General features: G+C 71.2%; 14 protein-coding genes and 1 pseudogene. 7 read left to right on the forward strand and 8 right to left on the reverse strand.

Annotated elements, in window-relative coordinates; all coding sequences use genetic code 11:
• Positions 1–164: 164 nt before the first annotated feature.
• Genes kdpE through M2165_RS08340 form a run of 7 tightly spaced genes read right to left on the reverse strand, consistent with a single transcriptional unit; the run spans position 165 to position 8,365 of the window.
• On the reverse strand, positions 165–860 hold the full coding sequence (kdpE, locus tag M2165_RS08310; RefSeq protein WP_280814185.1) for a two-component system response regulator KdpE: 696 nt from the start codon (positions 858–860) through the stop codon (positions 165–167).
• A gap of 16 nt (positions 861–876) precedes the next feature.
• The gene (locus M2165_RS08315) at positions 877–3,624 is read right to left on the reverse strand and encodes a DUF4118 domain-containing protein (RefSeq protein WP_280814186.1); all 2,748 of its coding nucleotides are present in this window, start codon (positions 3,622–3,624) and stop codon (positions 877–879) included.
• A gap of 39 nt (positions 3,625–3,663) precedes the next feature.
• Positions 3,664–4,281 carry a potassium-transporting ATPase subunit KdpC gene (gene kdpC, locus M2165_RS08320; RefSeq protein WP_280814187.1) on the reverse strand — a complete coding sequence of 206 codons (618 nt, stop codon included), beginning with the start codon at positions 4,279–4,281 and terminating at the stop codon, positions 3,664–3,666.
• Positions 4,282–4,293: 12 nt separating this feature from the next.
• Positions 4,294–6,393 (reverse strand): potassium-transporting ATPase subunit KdpB, encoded by a 2,100-nt coding sequence (gene kdpB / locus M2165_RS08325; protein WP_280814188.1) that lies wholly within the window; start codon positions 6,391–6,393, stop codon positions 4,294–4,296.
• 16 nt (positions 6,394–6,409) lie between these two features.
• Entirely contained in the window at positions 6,410–8,137 is a 1,728-nt protein-coding gene (gene kdpA / locus M2165_RS08330) for a potassium-transporting ATPase subunit KdpA (protein WP_280814189.1), read from the reverse strand.
• A gap of 1 nt (position 8,138) precedes the next feature.
• Positions 8,139–8,237: a K(+)-transporting ATPase subunit F gene (gene kdpF / locus M2165_RS08335; protein ID WP_280814190.1), complete on the reverse strand. Its 99-nt coding sequence runs from the start codon at positions 8,235–8,237 to the stop codon at positions 8,139–8,141.
• Positions 8,234–8,365: a hypothetical protein gene (locus tag M2165_RS08340; RefSeq protein ID WP_280814191.1), complete on the reverse strand. Its 132-nt coding sequence runs from the start codon at positions 8,363–8,365 to the stop codon at positions 8,234–8,236. The genes kdpF and M2165_RS08340 overlap by 4 nt, the downstream gene beginning before the upstream one ends.
• Before the next feature lie 197 nt (positions 8,366–8,562).
• Here M2165_RS08340 and M2165_RS08345 point away from each other — a divergent pair, with 197 nt between their 5' ends.
• From M2165_RS08345 to M2165_RS08370, 6 genes and pseudogenes are all read left to right on the forward strand, one after another.
• Entirely contained in the window at positions 8,563–10,068 is a 1,506-nt protein-coding gene (locus tag M2165_RS08345; RefSeq protein ID WP_280814192.1) for an FAD-dependent monooxygenase, read from the forward strand.
• Positions 10,069–10,257: 189 nt separating this feature from the next.
• Positions 10,258–11,361: an efflux RND transporter periplasmic adaptor subunit gene (locus M2165_RS08350; RefSeq protein WP_280814193.1), complete on the forward strand. Its 1,104-nt coding sequence runs from the start codon at positions 10,258–10,260 to the stop codon at positions 11,359–11,361.
• Positions 11,358–14,444 (forward strand): MexW/MexI family multidrug efflux RND transporter permease subunit, encoded by a 3,087-nt coding sequence (locus tag M2165_RS08355; protein ID WP_280814194.1) that lies wholly within the window; start codon positions 11,358–11,360, stop codon positions 14,442–14,444. Before M2165_RS08350 ends, M2165_RS08355 begins: the two co-directional genes overlap by 4 nt.
• Positions 14,441–15,893, forward strand: a pseudogene (locus M2165_RS08360) (efflux transporter outer membrane subunit). Before M2165_RS08355 ends, M2165_RS08360 begins: the two are co-directional and overlap by 4 nt.
• A 29-nt stretch (positions 15,894–15,922) precedes the next feature.
• Positions 15,923–16,588 carry a transcriptional regulator gene (locus M2165_RS08365; protein ID WP_280814195.1) on the forward strand — a complete coding sequence of 222 codons (666 nt, stop codon included), beginning with the start codon at positions 15,923–15,925 and terminating at the stop codon, positions 16,586–16,588.
• 38 nt (positions 16,589–16,626) lie between these two features.
• Positions 16,627–17,208, forward strand: coding sequence for a Fe-Mn family superoxide dismutase (locus M2165_RS08370; protein ID WP_280814197.1), 582 nt, complete (start codon positions 16,627–16,629; stop codon positions 17,206–17,208).
• A gap of 142 nt (positions 17,209–17,350) precedes the next feature.
• Here the strand turns inward: M2165_RS08370 and M2165_RS08375 are convergent, their stop codons facing one another.
• Entirely contained in the window at positions 17,351–17,728 is a 378-nt protein-coding gene (locus M2165_RS08375; protein ID WP_280814199.1) for a VOC family protein, read from the reverse strand.
• A 142-nt stretch (positions 17,729–17,870) separates the two neighbouring features.
• Between M2165_RS08375 and M2165_RS08380 the strand changes: the two genes are divergently transcribed.
• Entirely contained in the window at positions 17,871–18,851 is a 981-nt protein-coding gene (locus M2165_RS08380) for a tripartite tricarboxylate transporter substrate binding protein (RefSeq protein ID WP_280814200.1), read from the forward strand.
• The last annotated feature ends 6 nt before the right edge of the window (positions 18,852–18,857 follow it).

Raw genomic sequence — 18,857 nt, forward strand, 5'->3', positions numbered from 1 at the left:
GCAAAAAAACAGCCTGAAAGTGTGGGCTGCGCCTGTGCAGCCGCAGCGCCCTGGCGGAACCGAAGGGAGGCGCCGTCGTGCAACGGCAGCCCACACCATTCTTCGGTATTCCTTTCGCGTCCTTCGCGTAACCTTCGCGTCCTCTGCGTCCGGTCTTCCGCCCCTCAAACCACCAGCCGATACCCCACCGCCGTCTCCGTCAGCAGATGCCGCGGCTGCGCGGGATCGGCTTCGAGCTTCTGGCGCAGGTGGCCCATGTAGATGCGCAGATAGTGGCTCTGGCCGGTGTGCGACGGGCCCCAGACCTCGCGCAGCAGCTGGCGCTGCGTGAGCACGCGGCCGGCGTTGGCGACGAGCACGGAGAGCAGGCGGTATTCGGTGGGCGTGAGGTGCACCTCGGCGCCGGCGCGGCGCACGATGCGGGCCGCGCGGTCGAGTTCGATCTCGCCGAAGCGGAACAGTGCCTCGGCCACCGCTTCCTCGCCGCCGGTGGCGCGCGGGCGGCGCAGGTTGGCGCGCACGCGCGCGAGCAGCTCGCCGGTGCCGAAGGGCTTGGTCAGGTAGTCGTCGGCGCCGGCGTCGAGCGCGGCGATCTTGTCGGCCTCGTCGCTGCGCGCGGAGAGCACGATGATCGGCACCGCCGACCAACCGCGCACGTCGCGGATCAGCGAGACGCCGTCGCCGTCGGGCAGGCCGAGGTCGAGCACCAGCAGGTCGGGCTGGCGCGTGCCGGCCGCGGCGAGGCCGTCGCGCAGCGTGGCGGCCTCGTGCACCTGCCAGCCCTCGGCCTCGAGCGCGCCGCGCACGAAGCGGCGGATCTGCGGCTCGTCCTCGATCACGATGGCGGTGGGCGTCGGCATGGGAGAAGAAGAAGGTTCAGAGGGCGGCCTCGGCGGGCTCGGGCGGTTCGCGGCGCGGCAGCCGGACGGTGAATTCTGCACCGCCGCCCGGGGCGTTGCGCGCGCCGATCTCGCCGCCGTGCGCGCTCACCACCGCGCGGCAGATCGCGAGGCCGAGCCCGACGCCGGGCGTGGCCGACTCGCTGTCGCCGCGCGTGAACTTGTCGAACAGGCGGTGCTCGCGGCCCGCCACCGCGGCCGGCAGGCCCGGGCCATGGTCGCGCACGCTCAGCACCAGCACGCCGGGCTCGGCGCGCGCGCCGACGACGACGGGCGGCGCGCCGTACTTGGCGGCGTTCTCGAGCAGGTTGACGAGCACGCGCTCGATCAGCACCGCATCGAACTCGACCAGCGGCAGCGCCGGCGCGAGCGCGGTCTGCACCACCGTGCGGCCGAGCGCGGTGCGCGCCGCGCGGATGGCCGAGCCCACCACCTCCTCCACCGACTGCCAGTCGCGCCGCAGGTTCACCGCGCCGCCGGCGATGCCGCTTTCGAGCCGCGCCATGTCGAGCAGGTTGTTGACCAGCGCGTGCAGCTCGTGCGCCTGCGCGACGATGGCGCGCGCCGCCTGGGCGTGTTCCTCCGGCGGCAGGGACTGCAGCGACTCGGCCAGCGCGATCAGCGCGGTGAGCGGCGTGCGCACGTCGTGCGAGATGGCGCCGAGCAGCGCATTGCGCAGCCGCTCCGATTCCATCTCGACCACGGCCTGCTGCGCGACCTCGACGTAGTGCACGCGCTCGAGCGCGATCGCGATCTGCCGCGCGAGCGTCTCGAGCTGCTGCGCCTGCTCCGGGATCAGCAGCCAGCGCGGCTGCGCGGGCGCGAGCGCCAGCACGCCGCGCACGCGCATCGGCGCGCGCAGCGGCACGTAGTGCCAGGGCTGCGCCGCGAGCGTGGCGGTGGCCAGCCCGGCGGGCTGGCCGTGGCGGAAGACCCAGTCGGCCACCTGCATGTCGAAGCCCTCGGGCGGATCGTCCGGGCGCACCAGCTGGTCGGCGGCATCGGTGGCGAGCACCAGCGCATGGCCGCCGAAGTGGCCCTGCACCGACGCGGCGCCGAGCGCCACGACCTGCGCGCTCTCGAGCGCGGCCGACAGCTCGCGCGTGAGTTCGAACAGCGAGCGCGCGCGCCGCTCGCGGCTGGTCGAGACGCCCGCCGCGAAGCGCAGCCCCACGGTGAGCTGGCCCACGAGCAGGCCGACGCCGAGCATGATGATGAAGGTCAGCACGTACTGCAGGTCGCTCACCGCGAGCGACAGCCGCGGCGGCACGAAGAAGTAGTCGAACGCGGCCACGTTGAGCAGCGCGGTCAGTGCCGAGGGCCCGCGGCCGAAGCGCATCGCCACGCCGACCACGCCGGGCAGGAACAGCATCACGATGTTGGCGAGATCCAGCACATGCGCGAGCGGCATGCACACCAGCGTGAGCGCCACGCTCGTGGCCGCGGCCCAGGCATAGCCGGGCCAGTGGCGCGCGGCCCGGTCGTCGTGCTCGGCGTCGGCCGCGAGGATGCCGCCGAGCGGCGACCGCGCAAGGCGGCGCGAACTGCCGGCCTGTCCCACTTCGAGGATGTCGAGCGCGGGCGCGCGCTCGGCCAGCGCGCGGGCGAGCGGCAGCGATCGCGCGGGCCACCACCAGCGGCGCCAGCCGGCGAGCGGCGCGGGCCGGCCGAGCACCAGCGTGGCGCAGTTGAGCCGGCGCGCCTGCTCGGCGAGCTGCTCGGCCACGTCCGCGCCCGTGAGCACGGCGGTGTCGGCGCCCAGTTCCTCGGCCAGCTTGAGCACCGCGAGCACCCGGTCGCGCGCATCGGCCGCGAGCCGCTGCAGCCGCGGCGTCTCGACGTAGGCCGCATGCCAGCGCACGTTGAGCTGGCCCGCGAGCCGCGCCGCCGTGCGCACCGTCTGCGCCGCGCCTTCGTGCGGCCCCACGCACGCGAGGATCGCGCCCGAGGTGTTCCAGGCCTGCAGCCCGCCCGGGCCGCCGTGGGCCGCGCCCGACTGCTCGACGCGCCAGCCGCGCACGTCGTCCTCCACATGTTCCGCGGTGCGGCGCAGTGCGATCTCGCGCAACGCGATCAGGTTGCCCTTGCGGAAGAAGTTCTGCGCCGCGCGCTCCGCCTGCTGCGGCAGGTAGACCTTGCCGGCCGCGAGCCGCGCCGTGAGCTCGTCGGGCGTGACGTCGACCAGCACCACCTCGTCGGCCTCGTCGAGCACGTTGTCGGGCACGGTCTCGTGCACCCGCACGCCGGTGATCGCGCCCACGGTGCCGTTGAGGCTTTCGAGGTGCTGCACGTTGAGCGCGGACCAGACCTCGATGCCCGCGGCCAGCAGCTCCTGCACGTCCTGCCAGCGCTTGGCGTGGCGCGAGCCGGGCGCGTTGGTGTGGGCCAGCTCGTCGACCAGCAGCACCGCGGGCTTGCGCGCCAGCGCGGCGTCGAGGTCGAACTCGGCGAGCCGGCGGCCGCGGTGGTCGACCTCGCGCAGCGGCAGCAGCTGCAGGCCCGCGAGCAGCGCGGCGGTCTCGCTGCGGCCGTGGGTCTCGACCACGCCGATCAGCACGTCGCGCCCTGCGGCACGCTCGCGCTGCGCCGCGCTCAGCATCGCCCAGGTCTTGCCCACGCCGGCGCTGGCACCGAAGTAGATGCGCAGCCTGCCGCGCTGCGCGCGCGCCTCGTCGCTGCGCAGTTGCGCAAGCAGGGCGTCGGGGTCGGGGCGCGTGTCGGACATGGCGGCGGGTCCGCAGGTTAGCGCATGGCGGCGCTCCCGCTACCGCGCGGGCGGCGCTGGCACGCCGTCGAGCGCGAGGTTGAGCGCCAGCACGTTCACGCGCGGCTCGCCGAGCAGTCCGCCGAGCGGCACCTCGGTGTGGCGCGCGATCAATGCCTCCACCTGCGCGAGCGGCAGCCCGCGCACGCGCGCGACGCGTGCCGCCTGGTAGTGCGCGGCCGCGGGGCTGATGTGCGGATCGAGCCCGCTGGCCGAGGCAGTGACGAGGTCGACCGGCACCGGCGCGGCGTTGCCCGGATCGGCGGCCCGCAGCGCTGCCACGCGCGCCCGCACCGCGTCGACCAGCGCCGGGTTCAGCGGCCCGAGGTTCGAGCCGCCGGAGGCGCGGGCGTCGTAGGGCTGCGGTGCGGTGGCCGAGGGCCGGCCCCAGAAGTGCTTCGGGTCGACGAAGTTCTGCCCGATCAGCGCCGAGCCGACGGCGCGGCCGCCGACCACCACGAGGCTGCCGGCCGCCTGCGACGGAAACAGCGCCCTGGCTGCGCCCGTGACGGCCAGCGGATAGACGAGGCCGGTGAGCGCGCCCAGCAGCGCGAAGAGCACGATCGCGGGACGCAGCACGCCCCCGCTGCCGATGTCGTCGGAATTGTTGTTCGACATGATGGAGTCTCCTCAGACCAGGCCGGCCGCCGCGAGCAGCCAGTCGATCAGCTTGATGCCGACGAAGGGAACGACCAGGCCGCCGAGGCCGTAGATCGCGAGGTTGCGGCGCAGCAGCGCGGCCGCGCCCACGGGCCGGTAGCGCACGCCCTTGAGCGCGAGCGGGATCAGGAACACGATCACGAGCGCGTTGAAGATCACGGCCGACAGGATGGCCGACGACGGGCTCGCGAGCCGCATCACGTTGAGCGCGCCGAGCTGCGGATAGGTCGAGACGAAGATCGCCGGAATGATCGCGAAGTACTTCGCCACGTCGTTCGCGATCGAGAAGGTGGTGAGCGAGCCGCGCGTCATCAGCAGCGCCTTGCCGGTCTCCACCACCTCGAGCAGCTTGGTCGGGTTCGAGTCGAGGTCGACCATGTTGCCGGCCTCCTTCGCGGCCTGCGTGCCGCTGCCCATCGCCACCGCCACGTCGGCCTGCGCGAGCGCCGGCGCGTCGTTGGTGCCGTCGCCGGTCATCGCGACCAGGCGGCCTTCGGACTGGTACCTGCGGATCAGCGCGAGCTTGTCCTCGGGCGTGGCCTCGGCGAGGAAGTCGTCCACGCCGGCCTCGGCCGCGATGGCGGCCGCCGTGAGCTTGTTGTCGCCCGTGATCATCACCGTGCGGATGCCCATGCGGCGCAGTTCGGCGAAGCGCGCCTTGATGCCGGTCTTGACGATGTCCTTGAGCTCGACCACGCCGAGCAGGCGCGCACCCTCGGCCACCGCGAGCGGCGTGCTGCCGCGGCGCGCGGCCTCGTCGGCGGCGCGCAGCACCTCGGCGGGCACGCTGCCGCCCTGCGCCTCGACGTGGCGGCGCACGGCATCGACCGCGCCCTTGCGCAGCACGACCGGGTCGGCATCGAGGCTGTTGGCCGCGGCCGGCAGGTCGACGCCACTCATGCGCGTCTGCGCGGTGAAGGCGACGAAGCGGGCCCCCTCGACCTCCTCCGACGCGATGCCTTCGCGCCGCGCGAGCTCGACGATGCTGCGGCCCTCGGGCGTCTCGTCGGCGAGCGAGGCCAGCATCGCGGCATGCGCGAGCCGGGCCCGGTTCACGCCCGGCGCGGGCAGGAAGGCACTCGCCTGGCGGTTGCCGTGCGTGATGGTGCCGGTCTTGTCGAGCAGCAGCACGTCCACGTCGCCCGCGGCCTCGACCGCGCGGCCCGAGGTCGCGATCACGTTGGCCTGCATCATGCGGCTCATGCCGGCCACGCCCACGGCCGAGAGCAGCCCGCCGATGGTGGTCGGGATCAGGCACACGAGCAGCGCGACCAGCGCGGTCAGCGACACCACCGTGCCCGCGCCCGCGGCCTCGACGCTGAAGACCGAGAACGGCAGCAGCGTGACCGTGACCGTCAGGAACACCAGCGTGAGCGCCACCAGCAGGATCGTGAGCGCGATCTCGTTCGGCGTCTTCTGGCGCCGCGCGGCCTCGACCATGCCGATCATGCGGTCGAGGAAGGACTCGCCCGGGTTCACCGCGATGCGCACCACCAGCCAGTCGGACAGCACCCGCGTGCCGCCGGTCACGGCCGAGAAGTCGCCGCCCGATTCGCGCACCACGGGGGCCGATTCGCCGGTGATCGCGCTCTCGTCGACCGAGGCCACGCCTTCGATGACTTCGCCGTCGAGCGGGACCACATCGCCGGCTTCGACCAGCACGACGTCGCCGCGGCGCAGGTTCGGCGCCTGCTCGGGCAGCCACTTCCTCCCGTTGTGCGGCTCCACCAGCTTCTTCGCCCAGGTGTCCTTGCGCAGGCCGCGCAGCGAGGCCGCCTGCGCCTTGCTGCGCCCTTCGGCCAGCGCCTCGGCGAAATTGGCGAACAGCACGGTGAACCAGAGCCATACGGCGACCGCGAGCACGAAGGCCGGCCGCATGCCGGTGTCGCCCGGAAAGCGCAGCGAATGCAGCCACAGCAGCGTGGTGAGGATGCTGCCGACGTAGACGATGAACATCACCGGGTTGCGCCACTGCGCGCGCGGGCTCAGCTTGGCGACCGCGCCCCGGAGCGCCGGCTTGAGCAGCGCGGCATCGAAGAGCGAAAGAGAAGTGGGTGTGTGTGTTGTCATGGTGCGCTCCTTCCGTTCATTTCCAGAGCACGAGGTGTTCGACGATGGGGCCGAGCGCCAGCGCCGGCACGTAGTTCAGCAGCCCGACCAGCAGCACCGTGCCGATCAGCAGGCAGACGAACAGCGGCCCGTGCGTGGGCAGCGTGCCGGCGGTGGCGGGCAGGCGCCGCTTGGCCGCGAGCGAACCTGCGATGGCCAGCACCGGCACGATCACCGCAAAGCGGCCGAACCACATCGCCAGGCCGAGCAGCGCGTTGTAGAACGGCGTGTTGGCCGAGAGGCCCGCGAAGGCGCTGCCGTTGTTGTTGGCGGCCGAGCTCAGCGCGTACAGCACCTCGGAGAAGCCATGCGCGCCGGGGTTCGCGATGCCGGCCCGGCCCGCGCCGGCCAGCGCCGCCACCGCGGTGCCCGCGAGCACGAGCACCGGCGTGACGAGGATGGTGATGGCGATCAGCTTCATCTCGCGCACCTCGATCTTCTTGCCGAGGTACTCCGGCGTGCGGCCGATCATCAGGCCCGCGATGAACACCGCGAGCACGGCGAACACCAGCATGCCGTAGAGCCCGCTGCCCACGCCGCCGAACACCACCTCGCCGAGCTGCATCAGCACCATCGGCACCATGCCGCCGAGCGGGGTAAACGAGTCGTGCATCGAGATCACCGCGCCGCACGAGGCCGCGGTGGTGATGGCCGCGAAGAGCGCCGAGGCATCGATGCCGAAGCGCACTTCCTTGCCCTCCATGTTGCCGCCGCTCTGCAGCGCGCCCGCCACCTGGTCGACGCCGAGCGGCGCCAGCAGCGGGTTGCCCGCCTGCTCCGCATGCACCACGACCACGACGGCGACGACGAACATCGCCGTCATCGCCGCGAGCACCGCCCAGCCCTGGCGGATGTCGCCCACCACGCGGCCGAAGGCGAAGCACAGGCCCGCGGGGATCAGGAAGATCGCGAGCATCTGCATCAGGTTGCCGAGCGCGGTCGGGTTCTCGAACGGATGCGCCGAGTTGGCGTTGAAGAAGCCGCCGCCGTTGGTGCCGAGCATCTTGATCGCCTCCTGCGAAGCCACCGGCCCCATGGCGAGCGCCTGCGTGCCGCCCGGGGCGGCTTCGAGCGGATGCACGAGCACCGGCGCATCGAAGTTCTGGATCACGCCCTGGCCCGCGAGCAGCAGCGCGAGCACGAAGGCGAGCGGCAGCAGCACCCACAGCGTGATGCGCACGAGGTCGACCCAGAAGTTGCCGACCACGCCGCGGGCGCCGCCCTCGCCGCGCCGCGCGAAGCCGCGGATCAGCGCGAAGGCGACCGCGATGCCGGTGGCGGCCGAGAAGAAGTTCTGCACCGCGAGGCCGAGCATCTGCGTGAGGTGGCTCATCGTGGCTTCGCCCGCATAGCCCTGCCAGTTGGTGTTGGTGACGAAGCTCACCGCCGTGTTGAAGGCCGAGTCGGGCGACACCGCGCCCATGCCCGCGGGATCGAGCGGCAGCACGCCCTGCAGCCGCTGCAGCGCGTAGAGAAAGACCGCGCCGATGGCATTGAAGGCCAGCAGCGCGAGCGCATAGCGGCGCCAGTGCATCGCCTGCGCGGGCGCGGTGCCCGCGAGGCGGTAGAGCGGCGCCTCGACGCGTGCCATCCAGCGCGGCACGCGCTCGCCGCAGACCGCGGCAAGCAGCCGGCCCACCGGCCAGGCCAGCACCAGCAGCGCGGCGAGAAAGAGGCCCAGCAGGGCCCAGGCGGAGGCGGCCATCTCAGAACGCCTCGGCGCAGATCAGCGCGAACACGAGGTACGCGAACAGGACCACGGCGATGAGTGCGCCGAAGCCGTACAGGGCTTCGAGGCCGATCACGATGCGTTCTCCCCGTGAACGGCCGAGGCCGCGGTCGGCTTCGGCGCGTCGAGCCTGTCCAGGCCCACGACCAGGGCCGCCACTGCGGCCCACAGCGCCAGCAAGGCGCCCATCCAGACGATGTCCATGCATCACTCCTGCGAATCATCAAAAACGATGGATCGCAGTCTCGGCAGATGGGCGTCAAAACGGGGGAAAGACTCGCGGCGGGGGCGTAAAGAAAGCGTAAATGGCGGGGCGCCGAGGGTTTGCAACGCGGCTGTTGTGTAATGGACGGCCGCCCTTCCGCAGACCGAACCGGACGCGTCGAGACATGCACCCCTCCATGACCGAGCACGCCGTCGTCGTCGTTGGCGCCGGCCCCACAGGATTGATGCTCGCGGCCGAGCTGGCCTTGGCCGGCGTCGACGTCGCGGTGGTCGAGCGGCGGCCCGACCAGCGCCTCCACGGTTCGCGCGCGGGCGGGCTGTCCTCGCGCACGCTGGAAGTGCTCGACCAGCGCGGCGTGGTCGAGCGCTTCCTCGCGGAGGGGCAGGTGGCGCAGGTCACCGGCTTTGCGGTCACGCGCTTCGACATCAGCGACTTTCCGACGCGGCACAACTACGGGCTCGCGCTCTGGCAGAAGCACGTCGAGCGCATCCTTGCCGGCTGGGTGGCCGAGCTGCCGGTGACCTTCCACCGCGGCCGCGAGGTGACCGGCTTCACGCAGGACGCCGGCGGCGTCGACGTCCACATGGCCGACGGTCATGCGTTGCGGGCGCAGTACCTCGTCGGTTGCGACGGCGGACGCAGCGTGATCCGCAAGACCGCCGGCATCGACTTTCCCGGTTGGGATGCTTCGACGAGCGCGCTGCTCGCCGAGGTCGAGATGACCGAGGAGCCCGAAACCGGCGTGCGCCGCACCGCCTCGGGCATGCATGCGATCGGCAAGATCGACTACGAGGTGCGCGACGGCAAGATCGTCTACAAGCCGGGCGGCATGGTCGGCGTCATGCTGACCGAGCCCGAGGTGGGCAACACCAACGAGCCCACGCTGCAGGACCTGCGCGAGCGCCTCGTCGCCGTCTACGGCACGGACTACGGCATCCACAGCCCCGTCTGGATCACGCGCTTCACCGACACCACGCGCCAGGCCGCCGCGTACCGCGACCGCCGGGTGCTGCTGGCCGGCGACGCCGCGCACGTTCATTCGCCGATGGGCGGCCAGGGCCTCAACACCGGCGTGCAGGACGCGGTGAACCTGGGCTGGAAGCTCGCGCAGGTGGTGCACGGCACCTCGCCCGAGAGCCTGCTCGACACCTACCATGCCGAACGCCATCCGGTGGCGGCCCGCGTGCTGCGCAACACGATGGCGCAGGTCGCGCTGATGCGCTTCGACGACCGCATGGAGGCCCTGCGCGAGACCGTGTCCGAACTGCTGGGCATGGACGAGCCGCGGCGGCGCTTCGCCGGGATGATGTCCGGCCTCGACATCCGCTACGACCTGGGCGAGGGCCATCCGCTGCTGGGCCGCCGCATGCCCGACCTCGATCTCGAACCGGTCGGCGACGGCAGTCCGCTGCGGCTCTTCACCCTGCTTCACGCCGCCCGCCCCGTGCTGCTGAATCTCGGCGCGCGCGGCAGCTTCGACACCGCCGCGCGCGGCCATCGCGTCCAGGTCGTCGATGCGCGCTACGCCGGCGCCTGGGAACTGCCGGTGCTCGGCGCCGTGAGCGCGCCCACGGCCGTGCTGATCCGGCCCGATGGGCATGTGGCATGGGTCGGCGACTCGGCCGACACGGGGCTCCTGCAGGCGCTGACCACCTGGTTCGGACCCGCTGCGGCCGGGTAGCGGACCCGGGGCCCGGGCAGCCCGCCGCGCGTCACAACACGCGCCCATCGAACGTCTTCATCCGGGCGCCGGGAACCGCGCGCCGCGGGATGGCCCGCTGCGACCAGGGTCATTGCGCCGTCCTGCTCGACAGTTCCTCCGGCATCACTGAATAATCAAAGTAGATGCTTTGATAAATACGAATCGAACATGAACACACGATCGAGGGTCGGGCTCCTGGCCGCGCTTGCGGCATTGGTGGTGGGTGCGGCGGGCTGGCGCCTGGCAACGGGGACCGGCCCGGCCGATCCGCAAGGCGGCGGCATGCCGCCGGTCAAGGTGGCGGTGGCAGCCGCGCGCGAGACGCAGATGCCGCGCTTTCTCAGCGGCATCGGCACGCTCGAAGCCAGGCGCCAGGTCGAGGTGCCGGCCGAGGTCGAGGGCCGGGTCGCGAAGATCCTGTTCACGCCCGGCGCCGAAGTGCGCGCCGGGCAACTGCTGGTGCAGCTCAATGACGCACCCGAGCAGGGCGACCTCGAACGGCTCGCCGCACAGCGCGCGAATGCGAAGGCCCTGCTCGAACGCACCCGCCGCCTGCTGCCGCAGCAGGCGGCCACGCAGGAACAGCTCGAACAGGCGCAGGCCGGCTTCGATCAGGCCAGCGGCGAGCTGCGGCGGGTGCAGGCGCTGGCCGAGCAGAAGCGCATCAAGGCACCGTTCGACGGCGTGCTCGGCATCCGGCGCGTGAACCTCGGCCAGTTCGTGCGCGCGGGCGATCCGCTGGTGTCGCTCACCGATGCCCGCAGCCTGCTCGCCAACCTCACGCTGCCCGAGACGGCACTGCCGGCGCTGCGGCGCGGCCAGGCGGTGATGCTCTCGGCCGATGCGCATCCGGGCCGCGTCTTCGAGGGCAGGCTCAGCGCCATCGAGCCCCAGATCGGCAGCGACACCCGCACCGTGCGCCTGCAGGCCACGGTGGACAACGCGGACGCTGCGCTCACACCCGGCATGTACGTCAACGGCAAGGTCGCGCTGCCCGCGCGCGCCGACGCGATCACCGTGCCCGAGACGGCGATCACCTACAGCACGCACGGCGACTCGGTGTTCGTGGTGCGCCCGGGCGAGAACGGCGGCTTCACCGCGCAGCAGGTGTTCGTGAAGACGGGCGAGCGGCAGGACGGCCGCGTGGTGGTCGAGCAGGGCCTGAAGGCCGGCGACAGGGTCGTCACCTCGGGCCAGCTGCGCCTGTACAGCGGCGCGGCGGTGGCGCCGACCGCGCAGGACACGCTCGCGCTGGCGGAGCCCCGGCCATGAAGTTCACCGACCTCTTCGTGCGCCGGCCCGTGCTGGCGCTGGTGGTGAGCACGCTGATCCTGCTGCTCGGCGCCCGCGCCATCGGCGACCTGCCGGTGCGCCAGTACCCGCTGACCGAGAGCACCACGCTGACCATCACCACGCAGTACCCCGGCGCCTCGCCGGAGCTGATGCAGGGCTTCGTCACGCAGCCGATCGCGCAGGCGGTGGCGACCATCGAGAACGTCGACTACCTCTCCTCGTCCTCCACGCTGGGCCGCAGCGTCATCAGCGTGCGCATGAAGCTCAACGCCGACGCCAACCAGGCGCTCACGCAGGCCATGGCGCAGGTGAGCCAGGTCAAGTACCGGCTGCCGCCCGAGGCCTTCGACCCGGTGATCCTCAAGTCATCGGGCGAGGCCACCGCGGTGGCCTACGTCGGCTTCTCGAGCAGCACGATGCCGATCCCCGCGCTCACCGACTATCTCTCGCGCGTGGTGCAGCCGCAGTTCGCATCGATTCCGGGCGTCTCCGGGGTGGAGGTGTCGGGCGGGCAGACGCTGGCGATGCGCGTGTGGCTCGATGCCAACCGCATGGCCGCGCGCGGCATCTCGGCCGGCGAGCTGGCCGAGGCGCTGCGGCAGAACAACGTGCAGGCGGCGCCCGGCCAGGTCAAGGGGCTCTACGTGGTGTCGAACATCCGCGTGAACACCGACGTGACGAGCGTGGCCGAGTTCCGCGACATGGTCGTCAAGCGCGAAGGGGACGCGATCGTGCGCCTCGGCGACGTGGCCACGGTGGAACTCGGCGCCGCCAGCGCCGACAGCAGCGCCACCATGGATGGCGAGCGCGCCATCTACCTCGGCCTGCAGGCGGCGCCCAACGGCAATCCGCTGGTGATCGTGAAGCGCATCCGCGAGCTGCTGCCGGACATCGAGCGCAACATGCCGCCGGGCGTGGAGGTGCAGCTGCCCTTCGAGCTCGCGCGCTTCATCGAGGCGTCTATCGACGAGGTGCAGAAGACGCTGCTCGAGGCGATCGCGATCGTGGTGCTGGTGATCTTCCTGTGCCTCGGGTCGCTGCGCGCGGTGCTGATCCCGGTCGTGACCATTCCGCTGTCGATGCTGGGCGCGGCGGCGCTGATGCTGCTGTTCGGCTTCAGTATCAACCTGCTCACGCTGCTGGCGATGGTGCTCGCGATCGGGCTGGTGGTGGACGATGCGATCGTGGTGGTGGAGAACGTGCACCGCCACATCGAGGAAGGCAGGTCGCGCGTGCAGGCCGCGCTGATCGGCGCGCGAGAGGTGGCGGGGCCCGTGATCGCGATGACGCTCACGCTGGCCGCCGTCTATGCGCCGATCGGCCTCATGGGCGGGCTCACCGGCTCGCTCTTCAAGGAGTTCGCCTTCACGCTCGCGGGCGCGGTGGTGGTCTCGGGCGTGATCGCGCTCACGCTGTCGCCGGTGATGAGCTCGTTCCTGCTGCCGCAGGACGCCACGGGCAGCCGCATGGCGCGCCGCGCCGAGGCCTTCTTCCACCGGCTCGCCGGCGGCTACGGGCGGCTGCTCGACGTGTCGCTGCACCACCGGTGGGTGACCGGCGCGCTGGCGGCGGCGGTGCTCCTGAGCCTGCCCTTCCTCTACAACGCGGCGCAGCGCGAGCTCGCGCCCGGCGAGGACCAGGCGATGGTGCTCACCGCGATCAAGTCGCCGCAGCATGCCAACATCGACTACGTCGAGAAGTTCGGACAGAAGTGGGACGCGGTGTTCGCCGCCCTGCCGGAAAACACCGGCCGCTGGCTCATCAACGGCTCCGACGGCGTGGCCAACAGCATCGGCGGCGTGCAGCTCTCCGACTGGAAGGACAGGAAACGCAGCGCCGACGAGATCCAGCACGAGGTGCAGGCCAGCATGGGCGCGGTCGAGGGCAGCAACATCTTCGCCTTCCAGCTGCCCTCGCTGCCGGGTTCGACCGGCGGGCTGCCGGTGCAGATGGTGCTCAAGAGCGCGGGCGACCACCGCATGGTGTTCGAGGCGATGGAAACGCTCAAGGCCGCGGCGCGCGAGAGCGGCAAGTTCGCGGTGGTCGACAGCGACCTCGAGTTCAACAATCCCGTGACGGAGGTGCGCGTGGACCGCGCCAAGGCCAACAGCATGGGCGTCACGATGAAGGCCATCGGCGACACGCTGGCGGTGCTGGTGGGAGAGAACTACGTCAACCGCTTCGGCATGGACGGCCGCTCCTACGACGTGATCCCGCAATCGCCGCGCGAGCAGCGCCTCACGGCCGAGGCGCTGTCGCGCTACTTCGTGAAGAGCGCGAGCGGCCAGCCGGTGCCGCTGGCCAACCTGGTGCAGCTGTCGACCAGCGTCGGGCCCAACAAGCTCACGCAATTCAACCAGCTCAATGCCGCGACCTTCCAGGCGATTCCGATGCCCGGCGTGACCATGGGCGACGCGGTGGCCTTCCTGAGCGAAGAGGCGAAGAAGCTGCCTGCGTGCTTCAGCTACGACTGGCAGTCCGACGCGCGCCAGTTCACGCAGGAGGGCTCGGCGCTGGTGCTGGCCTTCGTGTTCGCGATCGTGGTGATCTACCTGGTGCTCGCGGCGCAGTACGAGAGCCTGCGCGACCCGCTCATCATCCTGATCAGCGTGCCGATGTCGATCTGCGGCGCGCTGGTGCCGCTGGCGCTGGGCTTCGCGACCATCAACATCTACACGCAGATCGGACTGGTGACGCTGATCGGCCTCATCAGCAAGCACGGCATCCTGATGGTGGAGTTCGCCAACGAGATCCAGATGCACAAGGGCCTGGGCCGGCGCGAAGCCATCGAGGAGGCGGCGCGCATCCGGCTGCGCCCGATCCTGATGACCACCGCCGCGATGGTGGTGGGCCTGGTGCCGCTGCTGTTCGCGAGCGGCGCGGGCGCCAGCAGCCGCTTCAGCATCGGGCTGGTGATCGTGGTCGGCATGCTGGTCGGCACGCTGTTCACGCTGTTCGTGCTGCCCACGATGTACACGCTGCTCGCACGCGATCATCGCGCCGCGGGGCGCTCGCAGCGCGCCGCCGAACTCGAGCAGGCCCTGGCCGCGGAAGGCGCATGACGATGACGGTCCGTACTTTCAGCTTCGCTGTGCTCGCGCTGGCCCTCGCGGGCTGTGCCGTCGGGCCGACCTACACACCGCCGGACGAGACGCCCGTCGCCATCGCCGCGCCCGAGCGCGCACTGTTCGCGAGCGACGCGGTGCAGCGCGACTGGTGGCGCCAGCTCGAGGATCCGCAGCTCGATGCGCTGATCGAGCGCGCGCTCGCCGCCAACCACGACATCCGCATCGCGCAGGCCCGGCTGCGCGAAGCCCGCGCCTCGCAGGCCGAGGCCGGGCTCGACCGCTTGCCCGCCGTCACCTTCGGCGCGGACACGACGCGCGGCATCGCACAGGGCAACGGCATTCCCGCCGAGGCGCGCACGCTCGCGCAGAGCAGCCGCGCAGGCTTCGACGCCGCATGGGAGATCGACCTGTTCGGGCGGCTCAAGCGGCTCGACGAGGCCGCCACCGCGCGCGCCGAGGCGTCGGCGGCGGACCTCGCGCAGGTGCGCATCGTGGCGGTGGCCGAACTCGCGCGCAGCTATTACGAGATGCGCGGCGCCGAGCAGCGCCTGGCGGTGACGCGCGGCACCATCGACAGCCTGCGCGCGGGCCTGCGCGTGACCGAGGCACAGGTGCAGACCGGCCGCGGCCTCGAAGGCGAACTCGCGAGCGCGCAGGCCAACCTCTCGGCGACCGAGGCCCAGGTGCCGGTGTTCGAGACCGCGCGCCGACAGGCCGCCCACCGCGTGGCCGTGCTCGCGGGACTGCAGCCGTCGGAGCTGGCGCCCATGCTCCAGCCGCAGCCCCTGCGCGTGCTCGAGAAGCGCCTGCCCATCGGCGACCTGGCGGCACTGCTGCGCCGCCGGCCCGACGTGGCGAGCGCCGAGCGCGCGCTCGCGGCCGGCACGGCCGACGTGGGCGCCGCCACGGCCGCGCTGTATCCGCGCCTCGACGTGGGCGGCTTCCTCGGCTTCGTCGCGCTGCGTGGCTCGGACCTCGGCAGCGCCTCGAGCCGTGCCTTCAGCGTGACCCCCGGCCTGAGCTGGACCGGCGCTGCGGCTGGGTTCGGCCCGGGCCCGCGTGCGCGGCGCACAGGCGCGCGCCGACGGCGAACGCGCGCGCTACGAGCAGACGGTGCTGCGCGCCATCGAGGAGGTGGAGAACGCCCTCGCCGGCTACGGCCAGAACCAGCAGCGCCTGCAATCGCTCGTGCAGGCGGCGGCGCGCAGCGCGCGTGCCGCCGCGCTGGCCGAGGTGCGCTACCGCGAGGGCGGTGCCTCCTACCTGAGCCTGCTCGATGCGCAGCGCACCCTGCTGCGCGCGCAGGACGCGGTGGCCGAAGCCGAGGCCGCTTCGTACACCACCCTGGTGGCGCTCTACAAGGCGCTGGGCGGCGGATGGGAAGCACCCGCACACCATGGGGAGACGCTGGCGCGCGAGGAGGCCCGGCGTTCCGCGCGATAAGCTCCAGCAAAACGCCAGCCGCTCCCACCATGTCCGCCCCCGTCGACGCCAAACCCGCCTGGATGCCGCACCAGCCGGCCGACCGCATCCTCTCCACGCTCAAGACGCGCGGCGCGCTCGGCATTCCCGACGTCGCCCGGGTGCTCGGCGTGACGGTGGAGGCGGTGCGCCAGCAGATGGCGAAGCTGGAGGCCGAGGGCCTGGTCGATGCCGAGCGCCGGCCCGCGGGCCGCGGCCGCCCCACGCAGATCTGGCGCCTCACCGGCGAGGGCCACAAGCGCTTTCCCGACACCCATGCCGAGATGACGGTGCAGATGATCAGCGCCGTGATCAGCGTGTTCGGCGAAAAGGGCATGGACCAGCTGATCGGCGCGCGCGAGACCGCCATGCGCGCCAGCTACACCGACGCCATGCGCGGCGCGCGCAGCCTCAAGACACGGCTCGCGCGGCTGGCGGAGATCCGCAGCCGCGAGGGCTACATGGCCGAGTTCCGGCCCGAGGGCGACGGCTTTCTCTTCATCGAGAACCACTGCCCCATCTGCACCGCCGCGCGCGCCTGCACCGGCTTCTGCCGCAGCGAACTGCAGCTCTTCAATGAAGTGCTCGGGCCCGACGTGAGCGTGAGCCGCGTCGAGCATGTGCTGGCGGGCGCGCGGCGCTGCGCCTACCAGGTCAGCCCAAGGCCGCGCGCCTGAATCCTTTTTTTTCATCAACCCAACCAGAAGGACCCACCATGGAACACACCCTCCCGCCCCTGCCCTACGCCCTCGACGCGCTGGCGCCCGAGTACTCGAAGGAGACCCTCGAGTACCACTACGGCAAGCACCACAACGCCTATGTGGTGAACCTCAACAACCTGCAGAAGGGCACCGAGTTCGAGTCGATGACGCTCGAGGAGATCGTCAAGAAGTCCAGCGGCGGCATCTACAACAACGCCGCGCAGATCTGGAACCACACCTTCTTCTGGAACTGCATGAAGCCCCAGGGCGGCGGCACGCCCACGGGCGCGCTGGCCAAGGCGATCGACGCCAAGTGGGGCAGCTACGACGCCTTCAAGGAAGCGTTCGTGAAGTCGGCCGTGGGCAACTTCGGCTCGGGCTGGACCTGGCTGGTGAAGAAGGCCGACGGCTCGCTGGACATCGTGAACATGGGCGCCGCGGGCACGCCGCTGACGACCGGCGACACGCCGGTGCTCACGGTGGACGTCTGGGAGCACGCCTACTACATCGACTACCGCAACCTGCGCCCGAAGTTCGTCGAGACCTTCCTGGCGAAGCTGGTCAACTGGGACTTCGCGGCGAAGAACTTCGGCTGAGAAATACGGACAGCCGGACGCAGAGGTCGCGAAGGTCTCGCAGAAGTCGCAAAAGAAGAAGTCAAAACAAATTGAATTCCTTCTGCGACTTCTGCGTAACTTTTGTCTTCCTTCTGCGTTCGGCTGTCCGATCCCGCCTTTTTCAGGCGTTGATGAGGTTCAGGATGTTGCCGTCAGGGTCCTTGAACCAGGCGACCTTGATCTTGCCGAAGACGTGGAGGTCGCCTTCGCGCTGCGCGCCGGGCATGTCGTAGTGCTCGAAGGGCACGCCCTTGGCCTTGAGCGCGGCCACGAGGCGGTCGATCTCGGCGCCCACGCTCCAGGTCACGGCCGTGGCCTTGTTGGTGCCCGCGAAGTCGGAGCGGTACACGTTGATGCGGGTGTTGCCGCTGCGGTAGACGATGACCTCGTCGCCTTCGGCATCCACCTGCGCCAGTCCCAGCGTGTCTTCGTAGAAGCGGCGGGCCGCGGCGAGGTCCTTGACCGCGAGGTTGGCCACCGCGTCGATGTTTCCGAGCATGAGCGTCTCCTGTGAAGCCCACCGTGTCGTGGCGGCGCGGCGGGCGAGCCAAAAATACTCAACCATCGGGTGAAGTATTCGCCCACCCGGGGGCGCTGTCAATCCGAAGGACAATAGCCCCGTTCAGACCAGAGACAAACCCATGATCCGCAGACATTTCGGCACGCTGGCCATCGCGCTGGCACTCCCGCTGGCCATCGCGGCCCCCCTCGCCCACGCACAGCCCTACCCCGCCAAGCCGGTGCGCATGATCGTGCCCTTCCCGCCTGGCGGCGGCACCGACATCCTCGCGCGCCTGGTGGCGCAGAAGCTCACCGAGGCCAAGCACTGGACCGTGGTGCCCGACAACCGCGGCGGCGCCGGCGGCACCATCGGCATCGCCGAGGCCGCGCGCGCCGCGCCCACGGGCTACGACATCGTGATGGGCCAGAAGGACAACATGGTCGTCGCGCCCTGGCTCTACAAGAACCTGAGCTACAACCCCGTGAAGGACCTCACCGCCGTGGCCCACGTGGCCTACACGCCGGTGGTCATCGTCACGCAGGCCGACTCCAAGTACAAGACGCTCGACGACGTGGTGAAGGCCGCGCGCGCCGCGCCCGACACCGTGACCTACGGCTCGCCCGGCAACGGCACCACCATCCACCTCGCCGGCGAGATCTTCAACGGCGCGGCCAAGATCAAGATGCGCCACGTGCCCTACAAGGGCTCGAACGCCGCGATGATGGACGTGCTCGCGGGCAACGTCGACCTGATGGTCTCGTCGGTGCCCTCCGCGCTCGCGCAGATCAAGGCCGGCAAGCTGCGCCCGCTGGCCGTGACCAGCGCCAAGCGCAGCAGCTCGCTGCCCGACACGCCCACCGTGGCCGAGCTCGGCTACAAGGGCTTCGACGTGAGCACCTGGTACGGCCTCTTCGTGCCCGCCAAGACGCCGAAGGACGTGATCGCCACCTTGAATACGGAAGTCAACAAGCTGCTCGCCACGCCCGAGATGAAGGCCGCCATCGTCGCCCAGGGCGCCGAGCCGCAGAGCATGACGCCCGAGCAGTTCGGCGCCCTGCTCAAGACCGACTACGAGAAGTGGGAAGGCATCGTCAAAGCCTCGGGCGCGACCATCGAATAAGCGCCT

This window comes from Variovorax sp. TBS-050B (assembly GCF_029893635.1).
Taxonomy (GTDB): domain Bacteria; phylum Pseudomonadota; class Gammaproteobacteria; order Burkholderiales; family Burkholderiaceae_C; genus Variovorax.

What these genes read in the sequence shown, in the direction of transcription:
- kdpE (WP_280814185.1), bottom strand. Translation starts at nt 860, where the DNA reads ATGCCGACGCCCACCGCCATCGTGATCGAGGACGAGCCGCAGATCCGC.
- M2165_RS08315 (WP_280814186.1), bottom strand. Translation starts at nt 3,624, where the DNA reads ATGTCCGACACGCGCCCCGACCCCGACGCCCTGCTTGCGCAACTGCGC.
- kdpC (WP_280814187.1), bottom strand. Translation starts at nt 4,281, where the DNA reads ATGTCGAACAACAATTCCGACGACATCGGCAGCGGGGGCGTGCTGCGT.
- kdpB (WP_280814188.1), bottom strand. Translation starts at nt 6,393, where the DNA reads ATGACAACACACACACCCACTTCTCTTTCGCTCTTCGATGCCGCGCTG.
- kdpA (WP_280814189.1), bottom strand. Translation starts at nt 8,137, where the DNA reads ATGGCCGCCTCCGCCTGGGCCCTGCTGGGCCTCTTTCTCGCCGCGCTG.
- M2165_RS08340 (WP_280814191.1), bottom strand. Translation starts at nt 8,365, where the DNA reads ATGGACATCGTCTGGATGGGCGCCTTGCTGGCGCTGTGGGCCGCAGTG.
- M2165_RS08345 (WP_280814192.1), top strand. Translation starts at nt 8,563, where the DNA reads ATGACCGAGCACGCCGTCGTCGTCGTTGGCGCCGGCCCCACAGGATTG.
- M2165_RS08350 (WP_280814193.1), top strand. Translation starts at nt 10,258, where the DNA reads ATGAACACACGATCGAGGGTCGGGCTCCTGGCCGCGCTTGCGGCATTG.
- M2165_RS08355 (WP_280814194.1), top strand. Translation starts at nt 11,358, where the DNA reads ATGAAGTTCACCGACCTCTTCGTGCGCCGGCCCGTGCTGGCGCTGGTG.
- M2165_RS08365 (WP_280814195.1), top strand. Translation starts at nt 15,923, where the DNA reads ATGTCCGCCCCCGTCGACGCCAAACCCGCCTGGATGCCGCACCAGCCG.
- M2165_RS08370 (WP_280814197.1), top strand. Translation starts at nt 16,627, where the DNA reads ATGGAACACACCCTCCCGCCCCTGCCCTACGCCCTCGACGCGCTGGCG.
- M2165_RS08375 (WP_280814199.1), bottom strand. Translation starts at nt 17,728, where the DNA reads ATGCTCGGAAACATCGACGCGGTGGCCAACCTCGCGGTCAAGGACCTC.
- M2165_RS08380 (WP_280814200.1), top strand. Translation starts at nt 17,871, where the DNA reads ATGATCCGCAGACATTTCGGCACGCTGGCCATCGCGCTGGCACTCCCG.